The 18,032-nt window shown below is 63.1% G+C and carries 14 protein-coding genes; 11 read left to right on the top strand and 3 right to left on the bottom strand.

Features of this window, described 5'->3' with window-relative positions; translation table 11 throughout:
* Positions 1–11 precede the first annotated feature (11 nt).
* From recJ to K419_RS0103295, 11 genes are all read left to right on the top strand, one after another.
* The gene (recJ, locus tag K419_RS0103345) at positions 12–1,721 is read left to right on the top strand and encodes a single-stranded-DNA-specific exonuclease RecJ (RefSeq protein WP_026840332.1); all 1,710 of its coding nucleotides are present in this window, start codon (positions 12–14) and stop codon (positions 1,719–1,721) included.
* Positions 1,715–2,614 (top strand): cation diffusion facilitator family transporter, encoded by a 900-nt coding sequence (locus tag K419_RS0103340; protein WP_026840331.1) that lies wholly within the window; start codon positions 1,715–1,717, stop codon positions 2,612–2,614. The genes recJ and K419_RS0103340 overlap by 7 nt, the downstream gene beginning before the upstream one ends.
* 135 nt (positions 2,615–2,749) lie before the next feature.
* Entirely contained in the window at positions 2,750–3,592 is an 843-nt protein-coding gene (locus K419_RS0103335) for a cytochrome c3 family protein (protein ID WP_026840330.1), read from the top strand.
* Between the two features lie 258 nt (positions 3,593–3,850).
* Entirely contained in the window at positions 3,851–5,230 is a 1,380-nt protein-coding gene (locus K419_RS21505) for a serine hydrolase domain-containing protein (protein WP_026840329.1), read from the top strand.
* A gap of 171 nt (positions 5,231–5,401) precedes the next feature.
* Complete coding sequence (locus tag K419_RS0103325; RefSeq protein WP_026840328.1) at positions 5,402–6,229, top strand: metallophosphoesterase family protein; 828 nt, start codon at positions 5,402–5,404, stop codon at positions 6,227–6,229.
* A 32-nt stretch (positions 6,230–6,261) separates the two neighbouring features.
* On the top strand, positions 6,262–7,437 hold the full coding sequence (locus K419_RS0103320) for a glycoside hydrolase 100 family protein (RefSeq protein WP_026840327.1): 1,176 nt from the start codon (positions 6,262–6,264) through the stop codon (positions 7,435–7,437).
* 98 nt (positions 7,438–7,535) lie between these two features.
* On the top strand, positions 7,536–8,120 hold the full coding sequence (locus K419_RS0103315) for a LemA family protein (protein WP_026840326.1): 585 nt from the start codon (positions 7,536–7,538) through the stop codon (positions 8,118–8,120).
* A 21-nt stretch (positions 8,121–8,141) separates the two neighbouring features.
* The gene (locus tag K419_RS0103310; RefSeq protein ID WP_026840325.1) at positions 8,142–9,008 is read left to right on the top strand and encodes a TPM domain-containing protein; all 867 of its coding nucleotides are present in this window, start codon (positions 8,142–8,144) and stop codon (positions 9,006–9,008) included.
* Positions 9,008–9,655, top strand: coding sequence for a TPM domain-containing protein (locus K419_RS0103305; RefSeq protein ID WP_026840324.1), 648 nt, complete (start codon positions 9,008–9,010; stop codon positions 9,653–9,655). The genes K419_RS0103310 and K419_RS0103305 overlap by 1 nt, the downstream gene beginning before the upstream one ends.
* A gap of 151 nt (positions 9,656–9,806) precedes the next feature.
* Entirely contained in the window at positions 9,807–10,685 is an 879-nt protein-coding gene (locus tag K419_RS0103300; protein ID WP_026840323.1) for a response regulator, read from the top strand.
* Between the two features lie 247 nt (positions 10,686–10,932).
* Positions 10,933–14,007 (top strand): ATP-binding protein, encoded by a 3,075-nt coding sequence (locus tag K419_RS0103295; RefSeq protein ID WP_026840322.1) that lies wholly within the window; start codon positions 10,933–10,935, stop codon positions 14,005–14,007.
* Here the strand turns inward: K419_RS0103295 and K419_RS0103290 are convergent.
* From K419_RS0103290 to K419_RS0103280, 3 genes are read right to left on the bottom strand one after another with little or no spacing between them, the layout of a single operon-like run.
* Positions 13,978–15,141 (bottom strand): DUF819 family protein, encoded by a 1,164-nt coding sequence (locus tag K419_RS0103290; RefSeq protein ID WP_026840321.1) that lies wholly within the window; start codon positions 15,139–15,141, stop codon positions 13,978–13,980. The genes K419_RS0103295 and K419_RS0103290 overlap by 30 nt on opposite strands.
* Positions 15,138–16,244, bottom strand: coding sequence for a dipeptide epimerase (locus tag K419_RS0103285; protein ID WP_026840320.1), 1,107 nt, complete (start codon positions 16,242–16,244; stop codon positions 15,138–15,140). Before K419_RS0103285 ends, K419_RS0103290 begins: the two co-directional genes overlap by 4 nt.
* 35 nt (positions 16,245–16,279) lie before the next feature.
* Entirely contained in the window at positions 16,280–17,848 is a 1,569-nt protein-coding gene (locus K419_RS0103280) for a hybrid sensor histidine kinase/response regulator (RefSeq protein ID WP_026840319.1), read from the bottom strand.
* Positions 17,849–18,032: the final 184 nt, after the last annotated feature.

Genomic DNA, 18,032 nt, shown 5'->3' with positions numbered 1-18,032 from the left:
ACGGAGTTCCGATGCAACCAATCACCCACAAAATCTGGCGGCCGCGCGAGGCTGACCCCGCTGCCGTGGACGCGCTCACCCGTTGCGGTTTCCCGGCCCTTTTGGCGCGGCTTCTGGCCAACCGCGGCATCGACGGGGAAATAGGGGCGAAGGCCTACCTGTCGCCGGTGCTTTCCGGTCTGGAAAACCCCCTGCTGATGAAGGGGATGGCAGAGGCGGTTGAGCGGCTCGCGCTGGCGCGCACACGCCATGAGCGTGTTTGCGTGCACGGGGACTACGACGTGGACGGCGTCACCGCCTCCGCCCTTTTGATCAGCTTTTTCCGGGCCGTCGGCATCGACTGCTTTCCCTACATCCCGAAGCGCTTGACCGAGGGGTACGGCCTCTCCCCGCAGGGGGTCGCCGCAACTGCCAAGGGTGGGGCGACCGTGCTGGTCACGGTGGACTGCGGCATCACCTCGATAGACGAGGGGCTTCTTTGCCGCCAAAGCGGTATCGATCTCATCGTTACCGACCACCACGCCCCCGGCGAGCGCCTCCCCGAGGCCCTCGCCGTGCTCAACCCGCTGCAGCCCGGCTGCCCCTTTCCGTTCAAGTCGCTTGCCGGCGTAGGTGTTGCCTTCCACCTTCTGATCGCGCTCCGCGCGAGACTGCGCGCCGACAACTGTTTCACTGCCGGCGAACCCGACCTGAAGGAGTATCTGGACCTCGTGGCGCTTGGCACCGTGGCTGACGTGGTGCCGCTATTGGGCGCGAACCGCATCCTGGTGAGCTACGGCCTGAAGCAGCTGTCGGCCGGGTCCCGGGTCGGTATCGCGGCGCTCAAGGAAGTGGCCGGGGTTACCGGGGAGGTCGGCTGCGGCGCCGTCGGTTTCCGGCTCGCGCCGCGCATAAACGCGGCGGGGCGCCTGGAGGACGCGGCGCTCGGGCTGGAGCTCCTTTTAACCGGCGACCGCGCCCGTGCCCGCGAGATCGCGGCTCTTCTCGACGACAGCAACGGCGAGCGCCAGGCGCTGGAGCGAGCCACATTCGACGAGGCGCGCGCCATGCTGGAACAGGGGGCCTGCCGGGGGAGAAAGAGCATCGTCCTTGGCTCCGACCTCTGGCACCCGGGGGTGATCGGCATCGTCGCTTCCCGCATCGTCGAACTCTTCCACCGCCCGGTGATCCTCTTCGCTTTCGAGGGCGGGACCGGAAGGGGGTCCGGGCGCAGCATCTCGCGGTTCCACCTGTTGGAAGCCATCCGCAGCTGCGGCAAGCATCTGCTCCGCTTCGGGGGGCACAGCCACGCGGCGGGGCTTTCCATAGCCGAGGAGGAGCTGGACTCTTTCAGCTTGAGCTTCGAGCAGGCGGCCCAGGCGCTCGACGAAGAGGCCCTTACCCCCACCCTGGCCTACGATCTGGAACTCCTCCCGGATGCGGTGGACGAGGCGCTCGTTTCCGAGCTGGAGCGGATGAAGCCGTTCGGCATGGGGAACCCCGAGCCGCTCTTCCTGATGAAAGGTGTGCGCGTGGAGGATTGCCGGGTCCTGAAGGGGGGGCACCTGAAGCTCAAGGTGGTGCACGGCGGGCGCGCCTTCGAGGCGATCGGTTTCGGGCTTGCGGACAAGGGTGGGGCGCAGCGCGTCGACCTGGTCTGCTCCCCCGGGATCAACGTCTGGAACGGCAAAAAGAGCCTGCAGTTGACCGTAAAGGATCTGCGCGAGGTGCGCGAGTGCTGAGAGGGGAGCGCTTCAACAAGGCCGACCGGGCCATAAGGATCGGCTTCTGGCTCAACGCCATGCTCATGATCATGAAGCTGGCCGCCGGCCATTACGGCGACTCCGAGGCGGTCTTCGCCGACGGCGTCGAAAGCGCCTGCGACTTCATAGCGATCGGGATGACCCTGGTCGCGCTCAAGCTCGGGCGCAAGCCCTACGACGAAGACCACCCCTACGGCCACGGCAAGGCGGAAAGCCTCTCGGCCATCTTCGTCTCCGTCATCATCGGCGCTACCGGCGCCTGGATCCTCTACGGCTCCATCTCCACCATGGTGCACGGGACCTATCCCAACCCCGCTTTGATCGCGGTCCTTGCTGCCGCGGTGACCATCGTGGTCAAGGAACTCCTCTACCGCTATTCGGTGCGGGTGGGTCGCTCCCTGGGGAGCCCGGCCCTCTTGGCCATCGCCAAGGACCACAGAAAAGACGCCGTCACCTCGGTCGCCACCCTGATCGGCGTCAGTTTCGCCTACTTCGGCGCCTCCGTCATGGATCCCATCGCCGCCGGAATCACCTCCTTCTTCATCTTCAGCATCGGCTACCAGACCTTCCGCTCCTCGGCTCACGAACTGATGGACGGCCAGCCCGAGCAGGAACTTTTGCGCGCCATAACGCTTTTGGCGGAGAAGGTGGAGGGGGTCGACCAGGTGCACGAAATAAGGGCCAGGCACTCCGGGCAGTTCCTCATCGTCGATCTGAAGCTGGACATGAATCCCGAGATGACCGTGAAGCGCTCGCACGCCATAGCCACCCAGGTGAAGGAGGAAATTTTCGACCACTTCAACAACGTAGGCGACGTGATGATACACATAAACCCTTCCGACGAGCCGCACGAGGATCTTAACCGCCTCTAGAGCCTTTCGACCAGCCATCCCCACCGGTTTTCCCGCCAATTAGATTTACCCAAACAACTTTCTTGACACAGGGTCCGCTTAGGTAGTATTAGGATCAGTCGGATTGTGAATACATTGTTATTTTTTGGAGGGGAGATGAAGAAAAAAGTATGTAGCGCGCTGGCGCTGTTGCTCCTGGGAGTGATATTCGCCGCTTCCACCGCCTTCGCAGCCAAGGTTGCGACCGTCGATATCCCGGTAAAGGCTGAGCTTTACGCCACAGCGCCGGCTCCGCTGAACCCCGACCAGTGCGCCCAGTGCCATACCTCGGTCTTCGGCGCTCTGAAAAACGCAGGGGGGAGGCACCGCTTCGACTGCCAGCAGTGCCACAAGACCATCCACGCGTACAACCCGAAGAAGGGGAACTACGACGAGATCATGCCCAAGTGCGCTTCGTGCCACACCGAAATCCACGGGCCTGCCAACAAGGACTGCTCCGCCTGCCACAACCCGCACAGCCCCGGCAAGGTAGCCATGACCCAGAGGCTCTCCAACACCTGCGCCACCTGCCACCCGGCGCAGAAGGAAGAGCTGGTCAAGTTCCCCAGCAAGCACAGCAAGGTTTCCTGCGATAAATGCCACACCTCGCACGGCTACATCCCTAGCTGCTTCAACTGCCACAAGCCGCACTACAAGGATCAGCCCATCGAGACCTGCGGCAAGTGCCACCCGGTTCACCAGCCGAAGAGCATCCATTATCCGAGCAGCGAGCCGGCACAGACCTGCGGCTCCTGCCACGGCAAGATCTTCGAGAAGTGGAAGAAGACCCCGAGCAAGCATGCCAAGGTCAACTGCGCGACCTGCCACCATGACAAGCACGGCTACGTGCCGCAGTGCACCGAGTGCCACAAGGCGCCGCATCCGAAGTCGATCCTGGATCGCTTCCCGAAATGCCTCGGCTGCCACCTCGACGTGCATGACCTCCCCAGCATGAAGTAAGGGGGGAGGCTTCAACCAAAGCAGCAAAAAGAGGCCCCGGGGCATGTCCCCGGGGCCTCTTTTACCTTCTCCCTCCTCAAGTACCCCTGTACCATGCCGATAAGTGACTCACGTCACATTATTTTCACGCCCGCTCCTGTATCGTAGCGCAAGTCGATCATCCCACTCGGTGTTCTTCTTGCAAAGCATGACGGAAAGATCTTCTCGAAGGGTTACGTCGCTGCCGGCGACACAGACACAGAACATACAAGGAAGCACGTGCGCGTTATCATCCTGATACTCATGCTGTTCCCGTTGCTGGTTCCCCAGGATCTCCTCGCCTCAGTGGAGCCCATTCCCCCGGGGCTGGTCTCCAACATAGACCTGTTGCTGGAAAGGGCCATGTCCGAGAACCTCATCGCCGGCGGAGTCGTGGTGGTCGGCAATCATGAAGGGATACTGGCTACGGCCTCCCGCGGCCAGCTCAATTCAGACCCCGGCGCCGAGCCGATCACGGACCGCACCGTGTTCGACCTCGCCTCCCTCACCAAGGTGGTGGCCACAACCCCTGCCGTCATCAAGCTTATCGACGAGGGTAAGATCAGCCTGACCGACCCGGTTTCCCGCTGGTTTCCCGAATTTGCCGGCTCTCAGCTCACCGTGCTGCACCTCTTGACCCACACCTCCGGCCTTGCCGACATCCAGGTCGGCTCCATCCAGGGGGCGATCCGCAAGGCCGCGGCGCAACTGGCCCGCAAGAGCCCGGGTACCTCCTTCGACTACGCCGACATCAATTTCATACTCCTGGGCGAACTGGTGCACAGGGTTTCCGGCGAGACGCTGGACCTCTTTTGCAAGGAGCAGATCTACGAGCCTTTGGGGGCCAAGGTGACCCAGTTCCTCCCGCCCGCAGGGCTCGTTCCCGAGATCGCCCCAACCTCCGGCAACCGCGGCGGAGTGGTGCAGGATGAGAACGCGAGGCGCCTCGGGGGGGTGGCAGGGCACGCCGGCGTGTTCAGCTCGGCGCACGATCTCTCCCGCTATGCGCGGCTGTTGCTCGGCAAGGGGACCCTGGACGGCAGGCGCATCCTGTCCGAACAGGTGGTCGCCCAGATGATCACTCCCCACCTCTGCAACAACGGGCGCGTAAAGCGCGGCCTGGGATGGGACATCTCCTCTCCCTTCTCGGCCCCGAAAGGAAACTTTTTCTCCGACGCCTCCTTCGGACACACAGGTTACAGCGGCTCCTCCATCTGGATCGATCCCGAGCAGGACCTCTTCGTGATCATGCTGACCAGGAGGTCGGATTACCACAACGTAAAAAATTTCAACCAGTTGCGCAGGGACGTTTCCACCTACGCCTCCGCAGATTTCAGGTCGCCAGGAAGCGGCGAGGCGCAGCCCGTGCCCGTGGCGGAACTGCCGCAGATCAAGAACCGCGTGCTGGTGGCGTCCGCGGCCGAGGCGATCGAAATCCCGGTCCGTCGCAGCAAGGTATCCGTACGCTCCAAGTGGGGCGTCGAACGGCGAGCCGCCAAGTGCGAAACCAAGAAGAAGGACCGGCACCTGGCCAAGGCGCGCTCCGGCCACAGGAACAGCCGCATCGCCAAGCTGGCCAAGAACGAGTCAGGGAAGAAGCGGCGCCTCGCCAAGAGCTAGCGGCCGCTCTCCCTGCAAATTTATGCCGACATAGGCGTTGCCTGCCGGTTCTATCTGTGTTACTTTTGCCCTCCGTTAAAAAACACATATTGAACCTGGGGCTTCGCCATCCGTTGTATTTCCCACATCGATGCCCATGCTTCAGTCACCCTCAAAGGCTTCCCGCCAACAATGACCTTCTCCTCCTCAAGAGCATCCGCACCTCTTTTAAAACGCCTCTTCCTTGCACTGTTGCTGGTCCCGCTCGCCTACCAAACCTGCCAGGGCCAGACGCTCTACGAGCGCTCCAGCGCGCTTCTGGCGGCAAGGGCGCAGCAGGCCCTTCCTGACGACTACAGCTTCGTGGTCATGGGCGACAGCCGCGACGGCGACCGCACTTTTTTGCTGGCGCTGGCATTGGCGCGCTCCTGCAACCCTCTATTCATCCTGCATGCCGGCGACTACTCCAACAAGGGAAGCGAGGCTGAAACCGCCAACTTCCTGTCGCTGTTGCGGCGCAGCGTACCCGAGCTCCCGGTGTTCGTCGTGGTCGGGAACCACGAGGAGCGCGAAGTCTTCGCGAAAGAGGTGGGGCCTTTAAACTTCACGCTCGATGTCGCCAGGCTCGGCCTCAGGCTGGTGGCGCTCGACAACGCTGACAGCGAGCTGCGCCCAGCCGAGCAGGAGCGCCTGCGCCGCGAAATCGCCTCCGGCCCGGCCACCGTTTTCGTTTCCATGCACGTCCCTCCGCAGACCGAGCGCTGGCGCGGGCACACCTTCACCCAAGGAGTGGAGCAACTCGAAAAGATCCTGGCGGGAAGCAGGGTGCAGGGACTCTTCTTCGCCCATTCCCACCTGTACGACCGCTCCGAGTTCGCCGGCATCCCCGCCTTCATCACCGGCGGTGCCGGCGCTCCCCTGGTCTGGTTCACCCGCCACGGGGTAGCGGTCAATCACATCCTGGTGGTGCGGGTGAAAAAGGGGAGGGCGAGCTACCGGATGGTGCCGCTTAAGGGGTGACTGTCGCGGCCGCTGGAGCAAAGGGAAAGGCGATGGACCATGAACTGCTGACGGAGTGCTACCGGGAGGCGCTGGCGCTTTTGCGGGAGAACTCCACCACGGGCGGCATCCTTGCCTCGGGGAGGAACCAGAGGTCCGAGGGGCGCAACTATACCAGCATCTTCGGCCGGGACGCCTCCATCTGCGCTTTGGGGATGGCGGTGTCGGGAGACGAGGAGCTTCGCCGCACCGCGGCAGAGGGGCTTCTGACCCTGGCCCGGTACCAGGCCGGCAACGGCCAGATACCGAAGTACGTGAAGCCGGAGTTGGGGGAGGCGGACTTCTGGTACTGCGGCTGCATCGATGCCACCTTGTGGTGGCTCATCGCCATACGCTTCCTGGACCGCGTTCTTCCCGAAAGTGAGCTTGGAGCCCGGCTCGCCCCTCAGACCGACCTTGCCCTTTCCTGGCTCCAGTGCCAGGAACACCAGGTCTGGCGCCTGCTGCAGCAGCTGGACGCAAGCGACTGGGCCGACATCATGCCGCGGGCGGGTTACGTCCTCTACACCAACGTCCTTTGGTACTGGACCAAGACCCTCTACGGCCTCCCCTGCGCGGCTGAGACGAAAGAGTACCTGAACACGCTCCTCTCCCCTTTTGGCCGAGTGGTCCCGACGCACAAGCGCGCCCGCCTGCTGGTCCACTACATCCGCAACCGCTGCAAGCCGTCCCCCTTTTATCTCAGCTTCGTCAACTTCTCCGACTGGGGCGAGGAGATAGACATCTTCGGCAACATCATGGCGCACCTGGTCGGGGTGAGTCCCCCCTCCACCGGCGACAAGGCGGTTGAAGCGATCTTGGCCCTGAAGGCGAACCAGCCGCATCCCATAAGGGTGGTGGGATACCCGATCCGGCCCGGCTCCAGGCTTTGGCGCCCCTACATGCAGCGCCACCGGCAGAATCTCGCCTGGCAGTACCATAACGGCGGCGCCTGGCCCTTCGTCGGGGGATTCTGGGTGCTGCTCCTGGCGCGCCTGGGAAGGACCAGGCAGGCGTGGTCGGAGCTGGAGAAGCTGGCCCGGTCCAACCGGGTGAACGGCTGGGAATTCAACGAATGGTTCCAAGGGGAGACGGGCGAGCCTATGGGCATGCCCCGGCAGTCCTGGAACGCCTCTCTCTACCTCCTCGCCTACCGCACCCTGGCCGACGGCATGCGCTACCTCCCCTGAACCCTCGCTGCGACTCTTATTAATTTTCTTGCAGAGGGTGGCTTTTCCTCCAGGTCATGATTATTATTGTGCTCATGATAATCAAGGAGGATGAAAACATGAAAAGACCGATCCTAATGATACTGGCCCTGCTGACGCTCCTGGGGCTTTCCGGCTGCGGCTACAACACGATGCAGGCCAAGGAGGAGGCGGTTTTCGCGGCCTGGGGGGATGTGGAGGCCTCATACCAAAGGCGCGCCGACCTGGTGCCGAACCTGGTCGAGGTGGTGAAGGGATACGCGAAGCACGAAGCCGAAACCCTTACCGCGGTCACCGAGGCCCGGGCGAAGGTGGGGTCGGTGCAGGTGACCCGCGACGCCGTCAACAACCAGCAGGCGATGCGGAATTTCCAGCAGGCGCAGTCGCAGCTTTCCGGCGCCCTGTCCCGGCTGATGGTGGTCGTGGAGCGCTACCCCGACCTCAAGGCCAACCAGAACTTCATGGACCTGCAGAACCAGCTGGAGGGGACCGAAAACCGCATCAACGTGGCGCGGGTGCGCTACAACCAGTCGGTGCAGGATTTCAACACCACCATACGCAGCTTCCCCAATTCGCTCACCAACTCAGTCCTGTTGCACCTCGCGCGCAAAGAGCCGTTCAAGGCCGAAGAGGGGGCCAAGACGGCCCCGAAGATCAAGTTCTAGACTCTCATCGATCGAGGCGGCATGAAAAAGTTCCTTTTCCTCATCTGCGTTCTTTTGTGCGCGACCCTTTGCCAGGGGGCGGAGGTTCCGCCGCTCAAGGGGTACGTGAACGATTACGCCGCCATGCTGTCGCCTGCGGCGGCGCAGCAGCTGGAAAGCGAATTGGCCGCCTTCGAAAGAAGCGACTCCACCCAGATAGTGGTGCTCACCATCCCGAGCCTGGAAGGAGAGGCGCTGGAAGAGTACTCCATCAAGGTGGTGGAGAACTGGCGCATCGGTCAAAAGGGGAAGGACAACGGCGCCCTGCTCCTGGTGGTGAAAAACGACCGCAAGGTGAGGATCGAGTCGGGGCGTGGGCTGGAAGGGACGCTGACCGATCTCATTTCCGGCCGCATTATCCGCAACGAAATCACCCCCGCCTTCAAGAAAGGCGAGTATGACCTGGGCGTCTCCCGCGGCGCGGAGGCCATCATGGCGACCGTGCGCGGCGAGTACCAGGCGGAAGGAAACGACCTGCGGCACGGGAAGAAGGGGGCGAGCCCCATTTTCACGCTGCTCATCTTCGTGCTGGTCGCCTCGGTGTTCCTGGGGGGGATCTCCAGGATCCTCGGCGGGATGGCGGGCGCCGTCGGCATTCCGGTCGCGGCTTTGCTCTCCTTCGGGGTGACCTCCCTGCTCCTTCTGGGCGGACTTGCCGTTGTAGGCTTTCTCTTGGGGCTATTCGTCTCCTTTTTGTTCGGCTCAGGAGGTAGGGGAGGTTTCTCGGGTGGCGGACCTTTCTTCGGCGGTTTTGGAGGAGGAGGGTTCGGCGGCGGCGGTTTCGGCGGGGGGGGATTCTCAGGAGGCGGCGGCAGCTTCGGCGGCGGCGGCGCTTCGGGAGACTGGTAATGGACCTATCGCAGGCGCAACATGCAGAGGAGTTCTTCTCCCCCGAGGAGAAGGAGCGGATCCGCGAGGCGGTAGTGCAGGCGGAAAAACGCACCAGCGGCGAGATCGCCACCGTGATCGTGTGGGCCAGCGACCGCTATCGGGAGGCTGAGGCGCTCGGTGCTCTGCTTTTGGCAGGGCTCGTCGCGGTGGTGGCAGCGGTAGCCATAAGGCACGTGACCATCTGGAGCTACATTCCCTTGGTTTTCCTCCTCTTTTACCCGGCACTGAAGCTCTTCCATCGTTTCCCAAGGCTGAAGCTCTCCTTTGCAGCAGCCGGGCGCGTGGCCGATGCGGTCAGCGAAAGGGCGCTGGTCGCTTTCTACCAGCAGGGGCTGTACCGGACCAAAGAAGAAACTGGCATCCTCATCTTCATCTCCCTTTTGGAGCGCAAGGTCTGGATCCTGGGTGACCGCGGCATCGGCCAAAAGATCCCCCAAGTGGAGTGGAACAACCTGGTGGAACAACTGGCCCAGGGGCTGCGCCAGGGGAAAGCCGCTGACAGCCTCTGCCAGGTGATCGCCAGCTGCGGCATTGAGCTGGCCAAGCATTTCCCCCGCCGTCGCGACGACCAGAACGAACTCCCCGACGAGATCATCGCCTCGTGACCTTTCCTTTTCCCAGCAGCTGCAAAAATTGCATTGACTTTCCCTCGCTTTCGCTCTCATTATGATGATTCGGGCCGCGCTGCCATGAGCGTAGCCGGCCCTGTAAATCACCGCGCGGTTGCCTTAAGAGGCAGCTGCAGGAGCAGAAAGCATGTCCGCCGACATCGACTCTTTGAACACCACGCCGCAAACCCGCAAGCCGCTGGGAGAAATCTTCGTGGAGCGGGGGCTTTTAACCAAGGTATCGGTCGATCGCCTGATCGATCATGCCAAGAGCAAAGGGATCCGCCTCGGTGAGCTCTTGGAGGTGATCGGGCTGGTTTCGCCCGAAGAGCTGGCCGAGGCGCTGGCTATCCAGTACCGCTGCCGGAAGATCTCCGATTTTTCCAAGTACGCCTACCCCCCGGCAATGCTGCGTTTGATACCGATGGAGATGGCGGTGAAGCACACCATTTTCCCGCTGAAGATGGACGACGGGCGCCTCGGGCTCGCAGTTGCCGATCCGACCACGGACGAGCTTTTCCAGCAGATCGCCGCCACGCACAAGGTCAAGCTGATCCTTTACGTCGCCACCCGCATGGAGATCAACCGCGCCATCGCCAAGCACTACCTGGGCCAGCCGGTAACGGGCCCAGAAGGAAAAACCATCCTGCTCGTCGAGGACGACCAGCTCTCCCGCGAGATGGTGGCCAAGATCCTGACCAAGCACGGATGCACCGTCGAGACGGCTGTCGACGGCATGGACGCCTTCGCCAAGATTTTCGCCCTGAAGCCGAAGCTGGTGATCACTGACAAGGTGATGCCCAAACTCGGGGGTTACGAGTTCCTTTTCGCCATCCGCAACATCCCTGAATTCCGCTACATGCCGGTGATCCTGATGACTGCCGCCGCCACGCCGGACGAGGAAAAGGAGGCCCTGGAGAGGGGGTTCTTCGATTTCGTGCTGAAACCGGTCAAGGAGATCGGGCTTATGACCCGGGTGAAAAGGGCCTTTCAGAGCAGGGAAGCCCTGTACGGCAAGACCGCCTAGCCTCCCGCCGCCCATTTTCCCTCCCAGCCAAGGGGGGGCGCGTATTTTACGCGGCTCCCCTTTTTCGCTCCTCTCCTTTTGTCCCTCCCTTTTCCACCGGCTAGTACATCCCTTAGTCATGCATGCGATTTCTCCTAATGAGACAGCTTCCTGCGCCGATGAGTAGGTAAGGCGCATTTTCGTCAATTCTCGATAACCGGCCGAAGCTGCTGCTCTTTATATAGCCGCGGCTCCATCGGAGTACTCCATGAACGCTGCACCATCGCAGAGAAACGCCAGGCAATCCGGCAGGAACCTGGTGGTCTGGACCGCCTCGGTGGTCCTGCTGGTGAACCTGTTCCTGGCGCTAACGGGTTTCTTCTCCCTTTGGCAGAGCAGGGAAACCTACCTCGGCAACGCACAGGTACAAAGCGACAACCTTTTGCAGGCACTTTCCTACAGCATCGCAGGGGCACTCGAGTCTGCGGACATCGCGCTTTTGTCCATGGTGGACGAAGTGCAGCAGGAGCTGCAGCAGGGACGAGTCGAGGAAGGGGAGCTGAACAGTTTGCTGGCGGGGCAGCATTCCCGGCTGCCGATGCTGGACAGCATGCGGATGGCCGATGCCCAAGGAGATATCCGCTACGGCACCGGGGTGCAGGCGGGGGTCTTGAAAAACGTCTCGCAGAGGAGCTACTTCAAGAAACTGGCCGCCGACCCGAAGGCGGGGCTGGTGATTTCCGAACCGATCCTTGGGCTCATCAGCGGCAAGAGGGTCATTATCCTCGCCCGAAGGGTGGAGCGGCCCGGCGGCGCTTTTGCCGGCGTGGTGTACTGTGCCATCGATCTGGAGCGTGTCCGCGGCGTGCTCCTGCCGATGCAGGTGGGCTCCCACGGCAGAATTACTCTCACCGACGCGTCGCTGTCCGCCATCGTGCGGCATCCGCAAGGGACCGATGCCGGCGCCGCAACGGGGCAAAAGGGGGTCCCCCGCGAGATCTCGGGCCAAATCGCCCGGGGGCGCGAGAGCGGGAGCTACTTTGGCGAAAGCGATGCTTGGGGCTCCCCCAGGCTCGCATCCTTCCGCAAGGTCGGCCGGTTTCCCCTGTACCTCTTCCTGGAGCTTGCGCCTGAAGACTTCCTGGGGCGCTGGCGCGGCGAGCTGATCCAGATCAGCACCATGGTCTGCGTCTTCCTCCTGGTCACCCTGGTCCTTTCCAGGATCATCTACTTGAAGTGCCGCCGGCAGGCAGCGGCGGAAGACGAACTGACTCAGGCCAAGGAGGAACTGGAGCTGCGGGTGGCAGAGCGGACGGCTGAGCTGCATCAGGCAAACCTGAAGCTTACGACCGAGCTAGCCGAGCGCGAACTGGCTGAGAAGCGGGAGCGGCAAGGGCGCAGCATGCTGGCGCAGATCATAGACACCATCCCGCAGTTCGTGTTCTGGAAGGACCGGGAGAGCATCTACCAGGGATGCAACGCCGTCTTTGCCAAGGGGGCCGGGGTGGCCCACACCGACGAGATCAGGGGGAAGAGCGACTTCGACCTTCCCTGGCTCCCTGAGGAGAGCGAGGCGTACCGCAGCGACGACCGCGCGGTCATGGATGAAAACCGCGCCAAGTTCCACATCATCGAGCAGCAGCTGCAGGCGGGCGGGAAGCGTCTATGGGTGGACACCACCAAGGTGCCGCTTCTGAACGAGCAGGGAGAGGTGGCCGGGATACTGGGGGTGTACGAGGACGTCTCCGAGAGAAAGGCGGTCGAGGAGTCGCGCGACAAGGCGCTGGCACTGGTGGAGTCCCTTTTGGCCGCATCGCCCACCGGCATCCTGGTCTACGAGGGGGCAAGCGGCTGCTGCGTCATGGCGAACCAGGCGATGGCCGCGATGGTGGGGGGGACCCGGCAGCAGATACTCGCCTTGAACTTCAGGGAGATCGACCTCTGGCGGGAGGCGGGGATTCTCCAGCTTGCCGAGCAGGTACTCTCCGACGGGCGGACACGGAGCATCGAGGTCTGCGCGCAAACGAGCTTCGAGAAGAGCATTCAGGCCGAGTTCCTCCTCTCCCGATTCGAAGTGGAGGGGCGTTGGCACCTCATGTTCATCGCGGTCGACATAGCGGCGCGAAAGGGGCTGGAGGAGGAGAAGCGGCAGATCCAGTCCCAGATGCTGCACGTGCAGAAGCTGGAGAGCCTGGGTGTTTTGGCCGGCGGCATCGCCCATGATTTCAACAACATCCTGATGGTGGTGCTGGGCAACGCCGACCTTGCCCTGATGCGCCTTCCCGAGGAGACGCCGGCGCGGGATAACCTGCAGCAGATCGAGCAGGCCGCGAGCAGGGCCGCGGACTTGGCTCAGCAGATGCTGGCCTACTCCGGGAGAGGGAACTTCGTGATCCAGAAGCTGGATCTGGCCCAGACGGTCAAGGAGATGGCCCAGATGCTCGAAGTCTCCATCTCCAAGAAGACGCAGTTGCATTACGATTTCGCCCCCGACCTCCCGGCCATCAGCGGCGACGCCACGCAACTGCGCCAGGTGATCCTGAACCTGGTGTTGAACGCCTCCGAGGCGATAGGCGACAACATCGGCGTGATAGCGATCAGGACCGGATACCTGGAGTGCGACCGCGCCTACCTCTCCGAAACGTGGATCGACGACCGCCTCCCCGAGGGCCCCTACCTGATGCTGGAGATCTCCGACAACGGCTGCGGCATCAAGAAAGAGATCATCCCCAAGATCTTCGATCCGTTCTTCACCACCAAGTTCACCGGCCGCGGGCTCGGCATGGCTGCGGTGCTGGGCATCGTGCGCTCGCACAACGGCGCCATCAAGATCTACAGCGAGGAAGGGAAGGGGAGCACCTTCAGGCTGCTGCTTCCGTGCATGTCGGCGCAGGGGGAGGCCCTGCAGCCGGCGGCGGAGGAGGAGGGGCTGTGGCGCGGCAGCGGCACGGTGCTTTTGGCCGACGACGAGGAATCGATCAGGGCCCTGGGGCAGGAGATGCTGGAGACGCTCGGATTCCGCGTGCTGACGGCCTGCGACGGGCGCGCGGCGGTCGAACTCTACAGGGAAAAGCGGGAGGAGATCGTCTGCGTGGTCCTTGACCTGACCATGCCGGAGTTGGACGGCGAGCAGGCCTTTACCGTGCTGCGCGAAATGGAGCCGGGGGTGAGGGTGATCCTTTCCAGCGGCTACAACGAGCTGGAGGTGAGCCGGAAGTTCGAAGGGTACGGGGTTTCCGGGGTAATGCAGAAGCCGTACAAACTGGCGGAGATGAGCAGGAAGCTGCGACAGATACTGGAGCCGGGGGAGGGCTCACAGGAGGCGGCAGAGCTGGGCGGCTAGGATGCCGAGCCAGGTGCCTACGATGTTCCCCAGGATGGCCAGAAGCAGCCCCACTGAGGCGAGGCCGGGATGGTACACCTCGGCCACCACCGGCGCGGAGGCGACGCCGCCGACGTTGGCCTGGCTTGCGGCGGCTACCAGGAACATAGGCGCCCTCAAAAGGCGCGCCCCGATCAGCAGGAAGAGGGCGTGGACCGCGACGATGACAAGGCCCGCGCCGATGAGCAGCAGCGCCGAGCCGATGTCCGCGACCGACGCCTTGGCCCCGATGGCGGTGAGGACGAAGTAGAGGAGATCGTAGCCGGTCCGCGAAGCGCCGGAGCGCTCCAGGCGGCGCAAAGGGGAGAAGGAGAGGAGTATCCCCAAGAGGGTCACGATCATGATGGTCCAGGTGTAGCCGGTCAAGATGTCCTTTATCCGGGGCATCTGTTCGCCGATAAGGTGCGCGCCCGCCCCGCCTGCCAGGGCGACGGCGAGGGATAGCGCTATCCCGCTTAAGGTGCGGCGGCCGCCGGCGGTGGCGGGGTACTGCACCGCCTCTTCCCCCAGGTGATCCAGCATGGCACGGTCCGAGCGGTTCCAGCGGTCGAAGGCAGGCTGCAGTCCGACGATGGCGATCATGAACCCCATCCAGAGGTAGGGGACCACCGTGTCCACGATCACCATGGGCGCGAAGACCTCGTCGGGGACCGAAAGCGCCTCCTTCACCGCGATCATGTTGGCGCTGCCGCCGGTCCAGGAGGCGGAGACCGCCCCGAAGCCGGACCAGAACCGGGCCCCGATCGCGGGCCTGAAGAGCGAGAAGGAGAGGGCGGCGCCGGCGATGATCCCGGCCGCGCCGATGAAGAACATGGCGATCGCCGTGGGGCCAAGCCTAAGGATCGCCTTGATGTCCACCGGCAAAAGGAGCAGCACGAGACTTGCTGGGAGGAGCCAGCTGGTGATGAAGCCGTAGACCGGGCTCTTGGTGGCGATGAGCCCGAAGCTAGCCGCCAGCATGGGGAGGAAATAGATCCAGAAGACCGAGGGGATGAGGTCGAAAAAGCGCCTGGTCCGCTCGTGACGCGACAGCCAAAGGACCAGGGCCTCGATGGAGATCAAGACGGCTACGATGAGAACCGGGTTGCTGATCATGAAAAACTGGGCTCGACTCCGATCCCGGGGCCGGCGTCGTGCAGGTCGAAGCGCCCGTGCTCGTCGAGGTAGGGGGAATGGGCCAACTCGCCCTTCAGGAAGAAGGTGGTGTCCATGTCCAGAAAGTCGAAGCAGGCGAGCCCCGCCGCGAAGTGAGCCGACGCGGTAACCGCCAGCGCGCTCTCCATCATCGCTCCCAGCATGAGCCTGATCCCGCGGGAGGCGGCTAGCCTCGCGATCTCGGCTCCTTCCAGAATCCCGCTTTTCATGAACTTCACGTTGATGGCGCTGACCGCGTTGCTGTCGATGGCGCGCCTGGCGTCGGCCAGGGAGCCTACGCTTTCGTCGGCGCAGACCAGTGTTTCGCTTCCGGTAAGCGCCGCGGTGATCTCGCTGAGACCGTCCCAATCCATTTTGGGCACCGGCTGTTCCAAAAGGACCGGCCGCACACCTTTCGCGGCCAGCCGGTCCAGAAAGGCCAGCATGGAGCCGGCGCAGAACCCCATGTTGGCGTCCAGGATGATCTGGCTATCCGGCGCTATCTCGTGCACGGCAAGCACGCGTGCCAAGTCGAGCTGCTCGTCGCGGCCGATCTTGATCTTGAAGGCCCTGAACCCGCGCGAGGCGAACTCCCGGGCGGTGGCCCTGGCCTCGTCCAGCGAGCCGATGACGACCGTTATGTCGGTGGAGAAGGCGAGCCGCGGCTCCAGGGCCGCCACCGGGGCGAAGAGGCGGTAAAAGGGGATGCCGCGCACGCGCGAGGAGAGGTCCAATAGCGCCATCTCCAGCGCCGCGAGCCCTGCGTGGTTGCCGGCGAAGGCTGCCGCGAACTGGCGGCAGGCGCTCTCCGCGTCTTCGACGGTTTGCCCGCGCAAGGCGGCCGCTGCGTTTTGGAGGTTCGCCAGCGTTCCCGGCACAGTCTCGCCGGTGATGTGCGAGGCGACCGCGGCCTCGCCGTAGCCCGACACGCCGTCCCGCGTAGTGAGCTTTAGGAACACGTTTTCCAGTTCGTCGTGCTGCCCCGTGGCGATCCTGAAGGGGGAGGCAAGCGGCGCCCGTATCACCGAGGCGACGGCATCTTGTATCTGAAAGGAAATATCCATCTCTGTGCCTCCTTGGATGTGGCTCCCGACAACTCCTACCTGAGAACCCTGCGCAGCGCGTCCATGTCGAAAGGCTTTTGCAGCAGTCCCTTGACCCCTTTCCCTTGGAAGCGGCGCGCCACCTCGTTTTCGCTGTAGCCGCTGGTGATGACCACCCTCACCGACGGGTCGATACTGCGCAGCTGCTCGTAGGTCTCCTCGCCGTCCATGACCGGCATGGTGAGGTCTAGCATGACGAAGGCCCAGTCGTCGCGCTGCAGGTAAAGCCCGAGAGCCTGATGGCCGTCGCTTGCTGTGATCACCTCGTACCCGAGCCGCTCCAGCATGGCGCCCACCAACAGGCACACCTCCTCTTCGTCGTCGACCAAAAGCACGGGGCCCATCCCCATCGGTTCGGAGGCCCGCTCGGTGGGCTTGGCGGTCGTCAGCACATCCGCGTCCACAGGGATCAGCAGCGTGAAGACGGAGCCTTTCCCCACGTCGCTTTGCAGCCGCATCCCTCCTCTTAACCCCCTGACCACGCCGAGTATGGCCGCCATGCCCAGCCCACGTCCGGTAGCGGGGAACAGGCGGTCGAAGAACCGCGCCCTCGTTTCCTGGTCCATGCCGTAACCCGTGTCGCTCACCGACAGGCTCAGGTAGCTGCCTGGGGCGAGTTCCTCGCTGCCGCGGAACTCGGCAAGCTCCTCCTCCCGGTAGTGCCTTTGCGAGGTGGAAACCTTGATCTTGCCCACCTCGTTTCCGAGCGCTTCCGAAGCGTTCAGGATCAGGTTCATCACCACTTGGCGCACCTGGACCGGGTCGGCGCTGAAAAGGCCCAGCGGCCGGGAGAGCTCCAGGCGCAGCGTCGCCTTCTTGGAGATCGCCGCTTGCAGCATATCCGCCATCTCCTCCACCAACCGGTTCAGATCGATCGGTTCGGAGGAGAAGGTGCCTCTACCCAGGTAGAAAAGCATCTGCTTCAGGAGGGCCGCAGCGCGGTGGGAGGCCCGTTCCACCCGGCGCAGGTTTTCGCAGGCAGGGGCCCCGGGGGTGAGCTGCATCAGCGCAAGCTCGGTGTTTCCCATGATGGAGGTGAGTATGTTGTTGAAATCGTGGGCGATGCCGCCGGCGAGGACTCCGAGGCTTTCCAGTCTCTTGGCGTGGTGCACCTGTAACTGCTTTTGTTCCTGTTCCCGCTCGGCGGCCGTGGCGGCGACAGCCTGCTCCAGGCGCCTGAGCTTCGAGATGTCCCTCAGCGTGACCAGGACGGCGTGGGGGGCGCCCCCTTCTTCATCCCGCACCGGTATCGCGTTCAGGTTGACCCAAAGCGGAGGATGTTCTCCCTCCTGCTGCACCGAGGCGACGAAATCCCGGACCTCCTGTGCGCTCTCAAGGGCGAGCGCGGCGGGGTGCTGGCCGGGCAAAAGCTCCTCGCCGCTCTCACCGGTCAGGTGCCAGCAAGGCGAGGGACCGCAGCCGGCAAGGAACTCCTCACGGGTCAATCCGAGCATGGATAAGGCTTTAGGATTGACGTCGACCATGGAGCCGTCCGCGCTTTGCAGGTAGGCACCCAATTCCATGTTCTGGAACAGCGTCTTAAACCCCTTCTCGATATCGCTCATTTCACCACCCTTTCGCTATCTGGCGTGATGGTACGGCTTGTCGCTGCCTGGTCCGTATGAAAGCCAGAGGAATATATGGCAAATCTCATGGGTTGTAAATTAAAAACAATGGAAAGACAGGGGGATGAGGGTCGTCCGACTTTTAATTATGTTCAATTTCCCGACACTTTAATGGGAGGGATGT

The sequence above is a fragment of the Citrifermentans bremense R1 genome (assembly GCF_000426865.1).
Taxonomy (GTDB): Bacteria; Desulfobacterota; Desulfuromonadia; order Geobacterales; family Geobacteraceae; genus Geomonas; species Geomonas bremensis.
Note: the sequence above shows the minus strand (reverse complement) of the source record. Positions and strands in the feature narration are given on the sequence as shown.